13 protein-coding genes are annotated in these 15,481 nt (G+C 53.0%); 6 read left to right on the plus strand and 7 right to left on the minus strand.

Translation table 11 applies throughout. The annotated features are described in order from the left end of the window. Window positions 1-115 precede the first annotated feature (115 nt). The 5 genes from ushA (at window position 116) to ACKQAD_RS05045 (ending at window position 7,346) form a co-directional block, all read left to right on the plus strand. Complete coding sequence (gene ushA, locus ACKQAD_RS05025; protein WP_409159131.1) at window positions 116-1,765, plus strand: bifunctional UDP-sugar hydrolase/5'-nucleotidase UshA; 1,650 nt, start codon at window positions 116-118, stop codon at window positions 1,763-1,765. 418 nt (window positions 1,766-2,183) lie between these two features. Continuing rightward, window positions 2,184-4,337, plus strand: coding sequence for a carbon starvation CstA family protein (locus ACKQAD_RS05030; RefSeq protein ID WP_409159132.1), 2,154 nt, complete (start codon window positions 2,184-2,186; stop codon window positions 4,335-4,337). A 145-nt stretch (window positions 4,338-4,482) separates the two neighbouring features. Next, window positions 4,483-4,686, plus strand: a complete 204-nt coding sequence (locus ACKQAD_RS05035) for a YbdD/YjiX family protein (RefSeq protein ID WP_039353071.1) — start codon at window positions 4,483-4,485, stop codon at window positions 4,684-4,686. Window positions 4,687-4,702: 16 nt separating this feature from the next. Then, entirely contained in the window at window positions 4,703-5,689 is a 987-nt protein-coding gene (gene yjiA / locus ACKQAD_RS05040; RefSeq protein ID WP_409159133.1) for a GTPase, read from the plus strand. Between the two features lie 274 nt (window positions 5,690-5,963). Further along, window positions 5,964-7,346: a glycoside hydrolase family 28 protein gene (locus ACKQAD_RS05045; protein ID WP_409159134.1), complete on the plus strand. Its 1,383-nt coding sequence runs from the start codon at window positions 5,964-5,966 to the stop codon at window positions 7,344-7,346. Window positions 7,347-7,450: 104 nt separating this feature from the next. Here ACKQAD_RS05045 and ybaK read toward each other — a convergent pair whose 3' ends face one another. The 3 genes from ybaK to copA form a co-directional block, all read right to left on the minus strand. Continuing rightward, window positions 7,451-7,930, minus strand: a complete 480-nt coding sequence (gene ybaK / locus ACKQAD_RS05050; protein WP_409159135.1) for a Cys-tRNA(Pro)/Cys-tRNA(Cys) deacylase YbaK — start codon at window positions 7,928-7,930, stop codon at window positions 7,451-7,453. A 70-nt stretch (window positions 7,931-8,000) separates the two neighbouring features. Continuing rightward, the gene (locus ACKQAD_RS05055; RefSeq protein WP_409159136.1) at window positions 8,001-8,819 is read right to left on the minus strand and encodes a TraB/GumN family protein; all 819 of its coding nucleotides are present in this window, start codon (window positions 8,817-8,819) and stop codon (window positions 8,001-8,003) included. Between the two features lie 154 nt (window positions 8,820-8,973). Continuing rightward, window positions 8,974-11,697, minus strand: coding sequence for a copper-exporting P-type ATPase CopA (copA, locus tag ACKQAD_RS05060; RefSeq protein ID WP_409159137.1), 2,724 nt, complete (start codon window positions 11,695-11,697; stop codon window positions 8,974-8,976). A 116-nt stretch (window positions 11,698-11,813) separates the two neighbouring features. Between copA and cueR the strand changes: the two genes are divergently transcribed. After that, window positions 11,814-12,230 (plus strand): Cu(I)-responsive transcriptional regulator, encoded by a 417-nt coding sequence (gene cueR, locus ACKQAD_RS05065; protein ID WP_409159138.1) that lies wholly within the window; start codon window positions 11,814-11,816, stop codon window positions 12,228-12,230. Window positions 12,231-12,285: 55 nt separating this feature from the next. Here the strand turns inward: cueR and ACKQAD_RS05070 are convergent, their stop codons facing one another. From ACKQAD_RS05070 to nrdB, 4 genes are all read right to left on the minus strand, one after another. After that, window positions 12,286-12,741, minus strand: coding sequence for an NfeD family protein (locus tag ACKQAD_RS05070; RefSeq protein ID WP_409159139.1), 456 nt, complete (start codon window positions 12,739-12,741; stop codon window positions 12,286-12,288). Next, a complete protein-coding gene (locus ACKQAD_RS05075; protein ID WP_409159140.1) occupies window positions 12,741-13,655 on the minus strand; it encodes an SPFH domain-containing protein in 915 nt (304 codons plus the stop codon). The genes ACKQAD_RS05070 and ACKQAD_RS05075 overlap by 1 nt, the downstream gene beginning before the upstream one ends. Window positions 13,656-13,996: 341 nt before the next feature. Further along, the gene (gene yfaE / locus ACKQAD_RS05080; RefSeq protein WP_409159141.1) at window positions 13,997-14,257 is read right to left on the minus strand and encodes a class I ribonucleotide reductase maintenance protein YfaE; all 261 of its coding nucleotides are present in this window, start codon (window positions 14,255-14,257) and stop codon (window positions 13,997-13,999) included. A 3-nt stretch (window positions 14,258-14,260) separates the two neighbouring features. Beyond that, complete coding sequence (gene nrdB, locus ACKQAD_RS05085) at window positions 14,261-15,391, minus strand: class Ia ribonucleoside-diphosphate reductase subunit beta (RefSeq protein WP_409159142.1); 1,131 nt, start codon at window positions 15,389-15,391, stop codon at window positions 14,261-14,263. Between the last annotated feature and the right edge of the window lie 90 nt (window positions 15,392-15,481).

Below are 15,481 nucleotides of genomic sequence, written 5' to 3' on the forward strand. Positions count from 1 at the left end.
CACAGTTGAGGGACTGCGTGAATGTGCTTCGCGCATTGTTCATTTTGCTGTGTTAATTTGTATGGTGAATTTCTCAGTGGTTCCACTGCGTCTTTAAAATAAACGGAGATTTATCATGCGCTTTTCAATTAAAGCTTTGGGATGTGCGATGGCGGTATCACTGGCACTAACGCCTGTTATGTCAATGGCTTGGGAGAAAGATAAAACATACGACATCACCATTTTGCATACGAATGACCACCACGGTCACTTCTGGCATAACGACAACGGCGAATATGGGCTGGCGGCGCAAAAAACGTTGGTCGATCAGATTCGCCAGGAAGTGGCGAGTAAAGGTGGCAGCGTATTGCTGCTTTCCGGCGGCGATATTAATACTGGCGTGCCTGAGTCCGATTTGCAGGATGCGGAGCCAGATTTTCGTGGTATGAACATGGTTGGCTATGATGCGATGGCGCTCGGCAACCATGAATTCGATAACCCGCTGTCTGTCCTGCGTCAGCAGGAGAAATGGGCAAAATTCCCGCTGTTATCGGCTAATATCTACCAAAAAAGCACCAATCAGCGCTTATTTAAGCCTTATGCCCTGTTCGACAAGCAAGGTGTGAAAATCGCGGTTATCGGCCTGACAACGGACGATACGGCTAAATTAGGTAATCCTGAGTATTTTACCGATATCGAGTTTCGTGATCCTTCGACGGAAGCGAAGCAGGTTGTTGAACAATTGCGTAAAAGCGAAAAGCCGGATGTGATTATTGCCGCGACGCACATGGGGCACTATGACGATGGTCATCACGGCTCCAACGCACCGGGTGATGTGGAAATGGCGCGTAGTCTACCTGCTGGATACCTGGATATGATTGTCGGCGGCCACTCGCAGGATCCGGTCTGTATGGCGCAGGAAAATAAAAAACAGGTGGATTATGTGCCCGGTACACCTTGTGCTCCCGATCGTCAGAACGGAACCTGGATTGTTCAGGCGCATGAGTGGGGGAAATATGTCGGCCGTGCTGATTTCACATTCCGCAATGGCGAGTTGAAACTTGAGCACTATCAGCTTATTCCGATCAACCTGAAGAAAAAGGTAGAAAAGGACGGCAAGACCGAACGCGTTTTCTATACACATGAAATCACGCAGGATCCTGACGTCATGAAAGTGCTGACGCCGTTCCAGGAAAAAGGGCAGGCGCAGTTAGGCATTAAGATCGGCAGTGTGAAAGGTAAACTCGAAGGCGATCGTAATCAGGTGCGTTTCCGTCAGACCAATCTGGCGCGCGTGCTGCTGTCGGCACAGCTTGAGCGCGCTGGCGCTGATTTTGCTGTTATGAGCGGCGGTGGCGTGCGTGATTCGATTGAATCCGGTGATATCACCTATAAAGATGTCCTTAAGGTTCAGCCGTTTGCCAACACGCTGGTCTATGTGGATATGAAAGGTAGCGACGTCGAGAAATATCTGGCCGTCGCGGCGAATAAAAAGGTGGATTCCGGTGCCTATGCACAATTCCTCAACGTCAGTCTGACAGCGGACGGGCAGGGTGTGCAGAATGTGAAAATCAAAGGTGAACCGTTGCAGGCAGAGAAAGTTTACCGCATGGCAACGCTGAACTTTAATGCGATGGGGGGCGATGGCTACCCACGCCTTGATAATCTGCCGGGCTATGTGAATACCGGCTTTGTTGATGCTGAAGTGCTGAAGCAATATATCGAGAAGCACTCTCCGCTGGATGCGGAAGCCTATGCGCCGAAAGGTGAAATTATTTATAAGTAACTAATAATCATGGCGGTTTTTGTCTCTTTGCTAGTGGCGAAAACCGCTGTTTTTCTCTCTCTCTACAATTCTTCTGCAAAACGGTACATAATTTAAGCTATTTAAACGGCGATGGTGATCCATTCCTTGCCTCGGCATCGTTGTACCTGTCTGCCATGACTGCGCGGCCCTTTTTTTATACGATACCGGCCCATTTATCCCCACCACTCACTACGCCATTCTAACCGCTTAACTCGCTATTCTGCCGCCTACCCAAATACCTGCCCCACGCGCGTACGCGATGACGTAATGTACTGCCACGATGTTCCGTTATCCAAAACACGCGATGGCCAGCGTTATCGCGCAACGTCTTACCAGGGTTTCTTTTTCTACAGCTAACAAAATCAAACGATTGTAATTTTTAATTGAAGGATGTCTTATGAAGAGCAGTTCCATTCTTAAACACATCCCCTGGATGATTCTTGGAATCATTGGGGCTGCCTGCCTCGGCGTAGTCGCACTACGTCGCGGTGAGCATGTCAGTGCATTATGGATTATTGTTGCTTCTGTCGCCGTTTACCTCGTGGCCTACCGATACTACAGCCTGTATATCGCACAAAAAGTCATGAAGTTGGACCCGACCAGAGCAACGCCTGCGGTCGTGAATAACGATGGTCTTAACTATGTGCCGACGAACCGTAACGTTCTGTTCGGTCACCACTTTGCGGCAATCGCAGGTGCGGGGCCGCTGGTTGGGCCGGTACTGGCTGCGCAGGTCGGCTACTTGCCGGGCACCTTATGGCTGCTGGCTGGGGTAGTGCTGGCGGGTGCAGTACAGGACTTCATGGTTCTGTTTATTTCAACCCGTCGTAATGGCGCGTCGCTGGGCGAAATCGTTAAGAAAGAGCTGGGTCCTGTACCGGGTACGATTGCGCTGTTCGGCTGCTTCCTGATCATGATCATTATTCTTGCCGTACTGGCGCTGATTGTGGTGAAAGCACTGGCAGAAAGTCCGTGGGGCGTCTTTACCGTGTGTTCTACGGTGCCGATCGCGCTGTTTATGGGCATTTACATGCGCTTTATCCGTCCGGGTAAAGTCGGTGAAGTCTCCGTGATGGGTATCGTGCTGCTGGTCTTGGCGATCTGGTTCGGCGGCGTGGTTGCACATGACCCGTACTGGGGCCCGGCGCTGACCTTCAAAGATACAACGATTACCTATACGCTGATTGGCTATGCTTTCGTGTCTGCGCTGCTGCCGGTATGGTTGATTCTGGCTCCGCGTGACTATCTGGCAACCTTCCTGAAAATCGGTGTCATCGTCGGTCTGGCGATTGGTATCGTGATCCTGAACCCGGATCTGAAAATGCCAGCGGTAACGCAGTTTGTGGATGGTACCGGCCCGGTCTGGAAAGGTACGCTGTTCCCATTCCTGTTTATTACTATTGCCTGTGGTGCGGTATCTGGCTTCCACGCGCTGATTGCGTCTGGTACGACACCGAAACTGCTGGCTAATGAAACCGATGCGCGTTTCATCGGCTATGGCGCGATGCTGATGGAATCGTTCGTGGCGGTGATGGCGCTGGTTGCGGCATCTATTATCGAACCTGGCCTGTACTTCGCGATGAACACCCCGCCAGCGGCGCTGGGTATTACGATGCCGGATCTGCACCGACTGGGCACGGCGGATGCGCCAATGATTCTGGCGCAGTTGCAGGATGTCTCCGCCCACGCGGCGGCGACTGTCAGCTCTTGGGGCTTCGTAATTTCTCCTGAGCAGATTCTGCAAACGGCGAAAGACATCGGTGAACCGTCTGTTCTGAACCGTGCAGGTGGTGCACCAACGCTGGCTGTGGGTATCGCACACGTGTTCCACCAGATCATTCCTGGTGCCGACATGGGCTTCTGGTATCACTTCGGTATCCTGTTTGAGGCGCTGTTCATTCTGACCGCGCTGGATGCGGGCACACGTGCTGGCCGCTTCATGTTGCAGGATCTGTTGGGCAACTTCGTTCCGTTCCTGAAGAAAACCGATTCGCTGATTGCCGGTATGATCGGTACGGCGGGCTGCGTCGGTCTGTGGGGATACCTGCTGTATCAAGGCGTGGTCGATCCTCTGGGCGGCGTGAAAAGCCTGTGGCCGTTGTTCGGTATCTCTAACCAGATGCTGGCTGCCGTCGCGCTGATTCTGGGTACGGTGATCCTGATTAAGATGAAGCGTACACAGTACATCTGGGTCACGTTGCTTCCGGCGATTTGGTTGCTGATTTGTACGACCTGGGCGCTGGGTTTGAAACTGTTCAGCGACAACCCGCAGTTAGAAGGCTTCTTTTACATGGCAAACATGTTCAAAGGCAAAATTGCGGAAGGCAGTGCTGACCTGAGTGCGCAGCAGATCGCGAACATGAACCATATCGTGACCAACAACTATACCAACGCTGGTCTAAGCATTCTGTTCCTGATCGTGGTGTACAGCATCATTGCGTACGGTATCAAAGCGGCACTGGCTGCGCGTAAAGTGGCTGAACGTACCGATCAGGAAACGCCGTATGTGCCGGTTCCTGAAGGTGGCGTGAAAGTCTCTTCCGGCCACTAAGTCACACGCGCCCGTCAGATTTTGCGAGACAGCTAGCAAGGCTGAATGTGAAAGATGACGGGTACAGATACCCTGTATAATGTATAACGTTATACAGGGTATTTTTTATCTAGCCGCTATCGCAGGCGATGGTCTGGAGGTAATGATGTTTGGCAATCTGGGAAAAGCAGGAAAATATTTGGGCCAGGCAGCGCGTATGCTGGTCGGTATGCCAGACTATGACACCTATGTACAGCATATGCAGACCAACCACCCGGATAAACCTGTGATGACGTATGAAGAATTTTTCCGCGAACGCCAGCAGGCGCGTTACGGCGGAGATGGCAAAGGCGGGATGCGCTGCTGTTAACGACTTGGAATCTGTTATGACTCAACCTTTATCCTCTGATGTGGCTACCCCCGTGTATGTCACCATCCTGACTGGCTTTCTCGGCGCGGGAAAAACCACCTTATTACGACATATCCTGAATGCAGACCACGGCTATAAAATCGCCGTGATTGAAAACGAATTCGGCGAAGTCCCGATTGATAATACGCTGATCGGCGAACGCACCAGCCAGATTACGACCCTGAGCAATGGCTGTATCTGCTGCACGCAGTCTAATGAGCTAGCGGATGCGTTGCTCGATCTGATCGATGGCGTGGATAACGGTACGCTGGATTTTGATCATGTCATCATTGAATGCACCGGTATGGCCGATCCTGGGCCAGTGGCACAGACCTTCTTCTCCCATGAGGTTATCTGCGAGCGTTTTGTGCTGGACGGCATCATTACGCTGGTGGATGCGGTGCATGCGCAACAGCAGCTCGATCAGTTTACCATCGCGCAGTCGCAGATTGGCTATGCCGACCGCATACTGCTAACCAAAACTGACGTGGCAAATGAAGACGACACGCTGCTACCGCGTCTTCAGCGCATCAATGCGCGTGCACCGATCTACCCTGTGGTACACGGCGATATCGATCTGAGTGTGCTGTTTAACATTGACGGCTTTGTGCTCAGTGACAAATTGGACGTGAAGACACCGATGTTTCGCTTTATTGCCCCTACGCAGAATAATGTACAGTCGATTGTTGTATACCTTGATAAGGCAGTTGGGCTTCAGGCTGTCTCCGATGTAATGGAAAATCTGCTCCTGCAATTCTCCGATAATCTGCTGCGTTACAAAGGCATTCTGGCTATTAATGGTGACGATCGGCGTCTGCTGTTTCAGGGGGTGCAGCGCTTGTACAGCGCTGACTGGGACAGAGAATGGCAGCCTGATGAAGAAAGAAAGAGCGTGCTGGTGTTTATTGGTGTGGACTTACCGGAGCAGGATATTCGTGATGCTTTCGCTCGCCTGACGGCATAGTACTATTCATCTTATCTGTGCTGGTCGCTCAGGCCAGCACCCTGCATTAATCCTACTTTCTTTATCCCCTTCATCCCGTTTGCATTGCTCGTTGCTTGGCAGAACAGTAGTCCCTTATGGCGATTAGCAAAATGTGATTAGGGCAATTGCATAGAAAAATTCATACCTTATTGTAATTATTACGAATACATCTAAAACGTGATCGCCCCTCATTTTTTAATGGAATTTGAGTGTTATTTTATTAAAACAATATTTCATTTTTATGAGGTTAAGTATGCGTAGTGGTCTTGCCCTGTCATTAATGGCTTCCTGCATCACATTGGGTATTCACGCTGGTGCAGCACAAGCGGCTAGCTCAGTGAAATTTCCCGATAAAATCTGTGACGTAACGCAATACGGGGCCGAAGGCCACCGCCTACAGATCGCACTGAATACCCAGGCCTTCCAGAAAGCGATTGATGACTGTGCTGCTGCCGGCGGCGGAACCGTACACGTTCCTCGCGGTAACTATCTGGTCGATCCGCTGTTCCTGAAAAGCAATATCAGACTGGATTTAGCAAAAGACGCGACTATTGTCGCGTCGACCGAAGAAGCGGTGTATCGCGCGACGGAAAAAACCAAGTACGCTGAAGCGGAAAATGGCTGGCTTCCCTTCATCAGCATTGCGGATGCGCAGAATGTGGCTATCACCGGTCAGGGTACCATCGATGGACAAGGGGCCGTCTGGTGGGAACGCTGGCGTGCCAATATTCGTGCAACTGGCAAGAAAGGGGGCACCGATCGCCCACGTCTGATTTATATCAAAAGCTCCAGTAACGTGCTGGTGGACGGCGTCACGCTCACGCACTCCCCAAGTTTCCACGTTGTGATGCGTTACTCGCATGATGTGGATGTGAACGGCACGCGGATTCTGTCGCCGTGGCATGCGCCAAACACCGATGCTATCGACCCGATCGACAGCCAGAACATCCGTATTACTAACAACTATATCGACTGTAATGACGACCATATCGCGATAAAAGCCGAGAAGCCGGATAGCCGCTTCCCGAATGGCGTCGTCGATAATATCTATATCGCCAATAACATCCTGAAGCAGGGGCGTGGTATCTCCATTGGCAGTGAAACCTCCGGCGGGGTGAATAACGTGCTGGTCGAAAATAACCAGTTCGAAGGCTCTATGTACGGCATCCGTATTAAAACCCTGCGTGGTAAAGGCGGCGAAGTGAAAAACATCACCTACCGCAATACCAAAATGGTGGATGTCGAAATCCCGCTGGTCTTTGCGGGTTACTATAAAGCTGCGCCGATTGTGCAAGCCGAAGTGGACAAAATGCTGGCCGAAGGCGGCTTCACGATGGGGGAGCAGATTTATCCACCGGATACCGATCCCGCGCAGCCGTTTGATCAATACAAAACGCCGCATTTCAGCAATGTGACCATTGAGAATCTGGAGTCAACCGGTAAGACCAAGGCGGCGGCATACATTATCGGCGTGCCGGAAGCGCCGCTCAGTGGCTTCCATTTTGATAACGTGCGTATTGATGCGGATAAAGGGATTCGCGTAAGGAATGCGGAGTTGCAAACCAAAGGCCTGACGGTGAATGTGAAAGAAGGCCCGGTAATGCAGTTGGATAAAGGCGCGAAAGTCGATCAGTAATCGATTATGAAGCGGTAGCGGGAGACACACTGGCCGTGGAGCTCTCTGCTACCTGCTTCACTTTGATACACATCGCCCGGCAGGTTATGTCCGTTTGACGGGCATTAATCATGTCTGGCGATATCGGCAAAGGTGGCGCGCAGTAGCCGCGCCAGATCGTCTGCCGATAACTCAATATCCAACCCGCGTTTACCGCCGGAAATGAAAATGGTATCGAACTGACGTGCTGGCTCATCAATCACAGTCGGTAGCAGTTTCTTTTGCCCAAGTGGGCTGATTCCCCCAACCAGATAACCCGTTACACGCTGAGCGATGACCGGATCGGCCATATCGGCTTTTTTGGCTGACAGCGCGCGAGCGACTTTTTTGAGATCCAGCATTCCGGCGACGGGGGTGACGGCCACAGCGAGATTTTTGGCATCGCCATTTAGGGAAATGAGCAGCGTTTTATAAACCTGTTCTTTATTCAGTCCCAACTTTCTGGCCGCTTCCTCGCCAAAATTGGTTTCGTCACTGTCGTGGTGGTAGCTGTGCAGCGTAAAGGCGACTTTATTCTTTTCGAGCAGATTGACTGCGGGTGTCATGATTTCACTGTCCTTACCCCTTTAGCGGGTCTTCTCTTGCAGACGCGGTTGCGCGTCATAATGTGTTCTCTTACGGGGTTGCTGAATGGCCGTTTTTAAGCAGCAGAGGTAAATTCTCATCGCCATACAGATGCAGGGCGCCGACGGCGACAACGTAGTTTCCGGGCGGTAGCGCCTGAAGTTGCTGTTGCCAGCGGCGGTTACGCTGGCCCATCAGCAGATTGCTCATTTCATTGCTAAATGTCGCGGGGATATCCGGTTTATATTTGCCGGGTCTGCTGTCTAGCCACCAGCCAACCATCGTTTGTAACAAGCGAGCATTAGTGTGCCAGTGCTTAATGGTATCTTCTAGCAACAACAAACCGCCCTGCGGCAGTTGCTGTAACAAATCAACCTGCGTCTGCTGCCCTTCCAGTTCGATAACCTGAATACCCTGAGATTTCGCGGCGTTAATCAACTGATAATCGATGCCGTAGTCGGGGCGCAGGCCCAGCAACTGCGCCTGTCGCACTTGCAACATCAGCGCGACCTGCCAGGCCGGAAGCGTATTGATATTACTCTCATCGAAAGAGAGCAATTCGCAGATTTTTTGCAGTTGACGGTAGCTGTCCGAACTGAGGCGCTGCACCAGCGGCGGTTCGCTGCCATTGCGACCGAAGGGGGAGTGTGCATCAGAGATATCGGCTTCGACGATGAGTGCAGTCGCCTGACGGAGCTGTTGCAACAGCGTATCGGGCAGCGGTGCCATGTCCTTACTCCCCATATGAATACTGCCGACCAGATGCAACTGTCGTTCGTTGGCAAGCTGAACGTCTATCGCCGGGTAGGCATAAGCCAGCGGTGAAATAAAACCAAGAAAAGTCGCGATGCTGCGCAGCAGTTGCCCCATTGATTCCGTCTCCTGATGTGGGAATAACTATGCTAAACGCTAGATGCCAAACAATACAAGGTGTAGCGGAGGGAGAGATAATGCGGTGGCGTTGTAAGACGATGATGAGAAAGAGAGTGTGCGCCATCTTCGAAATGAAAATGGCGCACTGATATTACTCACTTTTAGGTTTAAAGCGCAGCAGGCGGTTGGCGTTGCTAACGACCGTGATGGAGGAAAGCGCCATGGCGGCACCAGCGACCACCGGGCTGAGTAGCGCACCAGTCAGCGGGTAAAGCACGCCCGCAGCAATTGGGATCCCCAGCGAGTTGTAGATAAACGCGCCCAGCAGGTTTTGCTTCATGTTGCGCAGCGTGGCATTGGAGAGCGCCAGCGCATCGGCGACGCCGTGCAGGCTCTGGTGCATCAGCGTAATGGCGGCGGTTTCAATCGCAATATCGCTGCCGCCGCCCATCGCAATGCTGACATCGGCCTGCGCCAGCGCGGGCGCATCGTTGATGCCATCACCAATCATCGCCACGCGTTTGCCTTGAGCCTGTAGCTTTTTGATGGCTTCTGCTTTGCCGTCTGGCAGCACCCCGGCAATCACCTGGTCGATACCCGCTTCTTTCGCGATGCTTTGCGCTGTGAGCGGGTTGTCCCCCGTTAGCATGACGAGCTGGTAGCCCTGTCGATGCAGACGCTGTAAGGCACCGACGCTATCCGCTCGCAGCGGATCGTGGATAGATAACACCGCAATGATGCGGCCATTCGCTGCAAGCAGTACCGGTGTTACGCCGCGCTGAGCCTGCTCGTTGATCAGTGCTTCACTTTCGGTGATATCGATTTGATGCTGTTTGAGTAGTGCCGGATTCCCCAGCAGCAGACTGTCATCGCCGATTTTGCCGCTAATGCCGAGACCACGTAGCGTACGGAACTGCTCAATTGGCGTGAGCGTAACATTCTCTGCTCGTTCAAGAATCGCTTTTGCCAGTGGATGATGAGATCCCTGTTCCAGCGAGGCTGCCCAGGCCAGCGCCTGCATTTCCGTCACGTCACCGAATGTGTGAACCGCCACAACGCGTGGCTGTCCTTCGGTTAGCGTACCGGTTTTGTCAAACACCAGCACATCCAGCATGCTGGCCTGTTGTAAGGCATCGGCATCCCGCACCAGCACGCCAAATTCCGCAGCACGTCCGACACCGGAAATAATCGACATCGGCGTTGCCAGCCCAAGCGCGCAGGGACAGGCAATGATCAGAACGGTTGTGACGATGATGAGCGTGTAGACTACCTGCGGCTGTGGCCCGACGAAGAACCAGATCGCGCCGCTGAGAAGTGCGATAGCCATAACGACGGGAACAAACACGGCAGAGATGCGATCCGCTAGCTGCCCGATAGCGGGTTTGCTGCTTTGTGCCTGCCTGACCAGCCGGATAATGCGCGACAGCGTGGTTTGGTTGCCGATCGCGTCCGCCCGGAAGAGAACGCTGCCGTCGGAAACCAGCGTACCCGCATGCACCGTATCGCCAGCCGTTTTGGCTTGCGGGATCGGTTCCCCGGTCAACATGGCTTCATCCAACCAGACTTCACCTTGCAGAATCTCTCCGTCGACAGGAATTCGATCGCCGGTTGTCAGGCGCAGCGTCATGCCGGATTGTACATTGGACAGCGGAATCGATTTCTCGCCTTCTTCTGTCACAACGCGGGCGGTGGGCGGCGTCAAGTCGAGCAGCCGTTCCAGTGCACGAGAAGAGCGCTGTCGGGCACGCTGTTCTAGTGCATGACCCAGATTGATTAAACCGATGATCATCGCGCTGGCTTCGTAGTAAAGATGGCGCGCCGCCATTGGGAAAAGATCCGGCCACAGGTTCACGGTAATGGAATAAAGCCACGCCGCACCGGTTCCCAGCGCGACCAGCGTATCCATGGTTGCAGCCCCGTTTCTCAGGCTACGCCAGGCGTTACGATAAAAATGACTGCCGGCCACTACCATCACCGCCAGCGTCAAAATACCGATGATGAGCCACGGTGTTTGGCTTTCCGGCGTCAGGCTCATGCTGCCGCCCAATACGCCCCACAGCATCAGCGGTATACCAAGTAGTAAGCCCAGCGCGGCCTGCCACCGGAAGCGGCCGATAGCCTGTTGAGAGGTTTGCTGCTGGCGCGCGCGGCGTTCTTCTTCATCCTGAATGATTTCCGCGCCATAGCCTGCTTGTTCAACGGCGGCAATCAACGCTTCCGGCGCGGCATGACCGCTCACTAGCGCACTACGTTCGGCCAGATTCACCCGCGCCAGCGTGACGCCGCTGACGTTTTGCAGCGCTGTCTGTACGCGGTTTACGCAGCTGGCGCAGCTCATCCCCTGAAGCAGGAGCTGCACGCTGTCGTCATCGTTAGTGAACGGTGTTGTCGTTGCCGGAAGAGTACTCTCGGCCGCTGGCAGCGCTTCCGGCGTCGTCGCTACTTGTGCCAGCGGCTCAGTTTTTGGGTGAACGCTCTCCTGCACGCTGGCGTGATAGCCAGCTTCTTCAATAGCACTAATCAGTGCCGTGGCCTCAACGTTGCCGTACACGCTGGCCTGCTCTTTGGTGACATCCGTCGCCACGACGCCGGGAATGGCTTCCAGCACTTTACGCGTAGCCGCGACACAGTGATTGCAGTTTAGGCCGGAAAGCTGGAGGGACACATTCGGCGTCGTTGCAAGCTGTGCTTCGTAGCCAGCCTGTTCAATAGTGTCGATCAACGTCTGCGAATCAACGTCGCCGCTGATGCTGGCGTACTGTTGTGTAACGTCGGTTTGTTCGACCGTAGGCAGCGCGTCCAGTGCTTTTTTAACGCGTTGCACACAGTGCCCGCAGGTTAGTCCCTGCAATGACAACACGATGGTTTGTGACATAATAATTTTCTCCCGTGATCACAGCCGGAGGTAAAAGACGTTGACCGGCTATCTGATTTCTACTAGTTATTGGGTAAGCTAAACCTTCTAGCAAGGGGAGGGTCAAGGGGGAAATCATGAATATCAGTGATGTCGCGAAAAAAACCGGTCTTAGCAGTAAAACCATTCGCTTCTATGAAGAAAAAGAACTTCTGACTACACCGATGCGTTCTGAAAATGGTTACCGCAGCTACGACGATCACCACGTTGAAGAGCTAACGCTGTTGCGTCAGGCTCGTCAGGTTGGCTTTAATCTGGATGAATGCCGGGAACTGGTGACGCTGTTTAACGATCCGCTGCGGCGAAGTGCGGATGTCAAAGCGCGCACCTTGCGGAAAGTGCACGAAATCGAAATGCATATTGCAGAGCTAAAAACGATGCGTGAACATTTGCTGGCACTGGCCGAACAGTGTCCGGGGGACGGCGGAGCGGACTGTCCGATAATCAATAATCTGGCGGGCTGTTGTCAGAAGAGTAAACAGGCAGAAGCGTAAATAGTAAAAAGTAACCGTCATAAAGGGGAGGCCGGCTCCCCTGGAATGTGTGCGGTTAGTCCTCTGTTGGGCGTACATGCAGTGTGATGCCATCAATGGCAATTACTTCAACAGGCGTACCCACAGGTAGATCCCGCTCTGATTTCACGCGCCAGCTGCTGTCACCGATGTTTACCCGGCCGAAGCCGTTGGTTACCGGATCGGTCAGGGTAGCGCGCAGGCCGATTAGCTGTTGTCCGCGCTGGTTGAGCGTTGACTGCGGGCGTGACAGCGTCCGTTTACGCAGCCAATACCACCAGAGCAGCGCCGTGACGATCGTCAGGATGGCGAAAATCGTTCCCTGCCACGGCCAGCCCAGCGGCATGATCCACGTTAGCAGCCCAACCAAGACCGCCGATAAGCCACTCCATAGTAAATAGCCACTGGCACCCAGCATTTCGGCGGCTAATAGCAGGCCGCCGAGCGACAGCCAGAACCAGTGCGCATTTTCCATCACCAGTTCAATGCCCATTATTTACCTCGGCTTTCTTTGCTGTCTTTAACCAGTTCTGCAATTCCGCCGATGGCCCCCATTAAATTGCTGGCTTCCAGCGGCATCATAATGACTTTGCTGTTATTGGAAGAACCAATCTGTTGCAGCGCATCGGTATATTTCTGGGCGATGAAGTAGTTCACGGCCTGAATGTCGCCCGCTGCGATGGCTTCGGACACCATTTTGGTGGCTTGCGCTTCCGCTTCCGCCGCACGCTCACGTGCTTCTGCTTCCAGGAATGCGGACTGACGCAGACCTTCCGCCTTCAGAATTTGCGACTGTTTTTCCCCTTCGGCTTTCAGAATCGCCGCCTGACGCACCCCTTCGGCCTCCAGAATATCGGCGCGTTTGTTACGTTCCGCTTTCATCTGCGCATTCATCGCGGCAATCAGCTCTGTCGGCGGGCGAACGTCGCGGATCTCAATACGGGTGATTTTAATGCCCCATGGGTTGGTCGCTTCGTCCACGATGTGCAGCAGGCGGGTATTGATACTGTCGCGCTGAGACAGCATTTCGTCCAGCTCCATCGAACCCAGAACGGTACGGATGTTGGTCATCGTCAGGTTGACGATAGCCTGTTCCAGATTGCTGACTTCATAGGCGGCGCGTGCCGGATCGATAACCTGGATAAAGCACACGGCGTCAATAGTGACGTTGGCGTTATCTTTTGAAATGATTTCCTGTGATGGAATATCCAGCACCTGTTCCATCATATTAATTTTGCGACCAATGCGATCCATAAATGGCACGACCAGATTAAGGCCCGGCATCAGCGTTTTGGTATAGCGGCCAAACCGTTCTACAGTCCATTGATATCCCTGAGGTACAATTTTGATGCCTGACCAGACAACGATGAGCGCAACAAAGATCAAAATAGGAATGACGGTGAGCATGTAGTAAAACCTCCAGGTTGTTTTATCCCCGTCATACTTCAAGCTGCATGTGCGTTGGCAATATTCGGCTCATTTCTGAGCCTCGCCCGAGGGCCGCTGCAAGCGGCGTTCAAATTGGCTAAGCCAATTTGTCCTTACCCATCCCAGTCACTTACTGGCATAAGCTCCTGGGGACTCGCTCGGTCTCCGCCTGCCTGCAACTCGAATTATTTAGGGTATATATCGGTCAAAAGACGATTTCAGCGGGTAGTGTAACTCACTTGCGTAGGGAAACGGGCAGGAAATGCGCCCGCTAGTGAGAGCGATAGGCGGTTTAGCCGGTGTAGGAGGACGGAACGGGACTAAATATCGAGTTCGATGTCGCCTTGCGGCATGCAGCAGCACGGGAGGATTTCATCCTGTTGGATGCAGGCCAGCGGGGCTTGGCGATACGCTACTCTGCCTTTTACCAGACGCAGTCGACAGGAACCGCAATAGCCGGAGCGACACTGATATTCAATGTTGACGCGGTTGGACTCCAGCACATCCAGCAGGGAAGGGCCGTCGTCTGAGCAGGAAAACTGCGCACCGGATGTGCGCAGTGTGATCGTTGGATTGCTCATCGATTACAGTTGGAAATCGCTCAGATCGTCGTCGCTGATTTCTGAATCGATTTGACCGACCAGATAAGAGCTGACTTCAACTTCCTGTGGCGCGACCTGTACGTTATCGGATACCAACCAGGCGTTGATCCACGGGATGGGGTTCGTGCGCGTCTGGAACGGCAGTGGCAGCCCAACTGCCTGCATGCGGATGTTAGTGATGTATTCTACGTATTGGCACAGAATATCTTTGTTCAGGCCAATCATCGAACCGTCACGGAACAGGTATTCCGCCCACTCTTTCTCCTGCTGAGCGGCGAGCACGAACAGGTCATAACACTCCTGCTGACACTCTTCGGCAATCTGCGCCATTTCAGGATCGTCATGGCCGGAGCGCATCAGGTTCAGCATGTGCTGCGTGCCGGTCAGGTGCAATGCTTCATCACGGGCGATCAGCTTGATGATTTTAGCATTGCCTTCCATGAGTTCGCGTTCTGCAAAAGCAAATGAACACGCGAAGCTGACGTAGAAGCGAATCGCCTCCAGTGCGTTCACACTCATCAGGCACAGATACAACTGCTTTTTCAGCGTGTGCAGGTTCACGGTCACGATCTTGCCGTTAACCTGATGTGTGCCTTCACCTAGCAGATGATAGTAGCTGGTCATCTCAATCAGTGAGTCGTAGTAGCCGGAGATATCTTTGGCGCGCTTTAGGATCTCGTCGTTCGTGACGATATCGTCAAACACTAGCGACGGATCGTTCACGATATTACGGATGATATGCGTGTAGGAGCGTGAATGGATGGTTTCTGAGAAAGCCCAGGTTTCGACCCAGGTTTCCAGCTCAGGGATCGAGATCAGTGGCAGCAGTGCCACGTTCGGGCTACGACCCTGAATCGAATCCAGCAGCGTCTGGTATTTCAGGTTGCTGATGAAGATATGTTTTTCATGGTCGGGCAGCGCCTGATAGTCGATGCGATCGCGGGACACATCGACTTCTTCTGGACGCCAGAAGAAGGACAGCTGTTTTTCAATCAGCTTTTCGAAAATTTCATATTTTTGCTGGTCGAAACGCGCAACGTTAACGGACTGGCCGAAGAACATCGGTTCTAGCAACTGGTCATTTTTATTCTGTGAAAAAGTGGTATAGGCCATGAGTCTCTCCAAAAAATGCCGGGAGCATTTTTTAATGCCGATTGCGGCAACCCCGTAGGGAGTGGGCAGGGACGCCCGCGATAAAAGGAT

The organism is Pectobacterium artocarpous, from assembly GCF_046159765.1.
In the GTDB taxonomy this organism is placed as follows: domain Bacteria; phylum Pseudomonadota; class Gammaproteobacteria; order Enterobacterales; family Enterobacteriaceae; genus Pectobacterium.

Coding starts and splice junctions, on each gene's coding strand:
- ACKQAD_RS05075 (WP_409159140.1), bottom strand. CDS start 13,655: ATGCTCACCGTCATTCCTATTTTGATCTTTGTTGCGCTCATCGTTGTC.
- copA (WP_409159137.1), bottom strand. CDS start 11,697: ATGTCACAAACCATCGTGTTGTCATTGCAGGGACTAACCTGCGGGCAC.
- ybaK (WP_409159135.1), bottom strand. CDS start 7,930: ATGACACCCGCAGTCAATCTGCTCGAAAAGAATAAAGTCGCCTTTACG.
- ACKQAD_RS05070 (WP_409159139.1), bottom strand. CDS start 12,741: ATGGGCATTGAACTGGTGATGGAAAATGCGCACTGGTTCTGGCTGTCG.
- yjiA (WP_409159133.1), top strand. CDS start 4,703: ATGACTCAACCTTTATCCTCTGATGTGGCTACCCCCGTGTATGTCACC.
- nrdB (WP_409159142.1), bottom strand. CDS start 15,391: ATGGCCTATACCACTTTTTCACAGAATAAAAATGACCAGTTGCTAGAA.
- ACKQAD_RS05035 (WP_039353071.1), top strand. CDS start 4,483: ATGTTTGGCAATCTGGGAAAAGCAGGAAAATATTTGGGCCAGGCAGCG.
- yfaE (WP_409159141.1), bottom strand. CDS start 14,257: ATGAGCAATCCAACGATCACACTGCGCACATCCGGTGCGCAGTTTTCC.
- ACKQAD_RS05045 (WP_409159134.1), top strand. CDS start 5,964: ATGCGTAGTGGTCTTGCCCTGTCATTAATGGCTTCCTGCATCACATTG.
- cueR (WP_409159138.1), top strand. CDS start 11,814: ATGAATATCAGTGATGTCGCGAAAAAAACCGGTCTTAGCAGTAAAACC.
- ACKQAD_RS05030 (WP_409159132.1), top strand. CDS start 2,184: ATGAAGAGCAGTTCCATTCTTAAACACATCCCCTGGATGATTCTTGGA.
- ushA (WP_409159131.1), top strand. CDS start 116: ATGCGCTTTTCAATTAAAGCTTTGGGATGTGCGATGGCGGTATCACTG.
- ACKQAD_RS05055 (WP_409159136.1), bottom strand. CDS start 8,819: ATGGGGCAACTGCTGCGCAGCATCGCGACTTTTCTTGGTTTTATTTCA.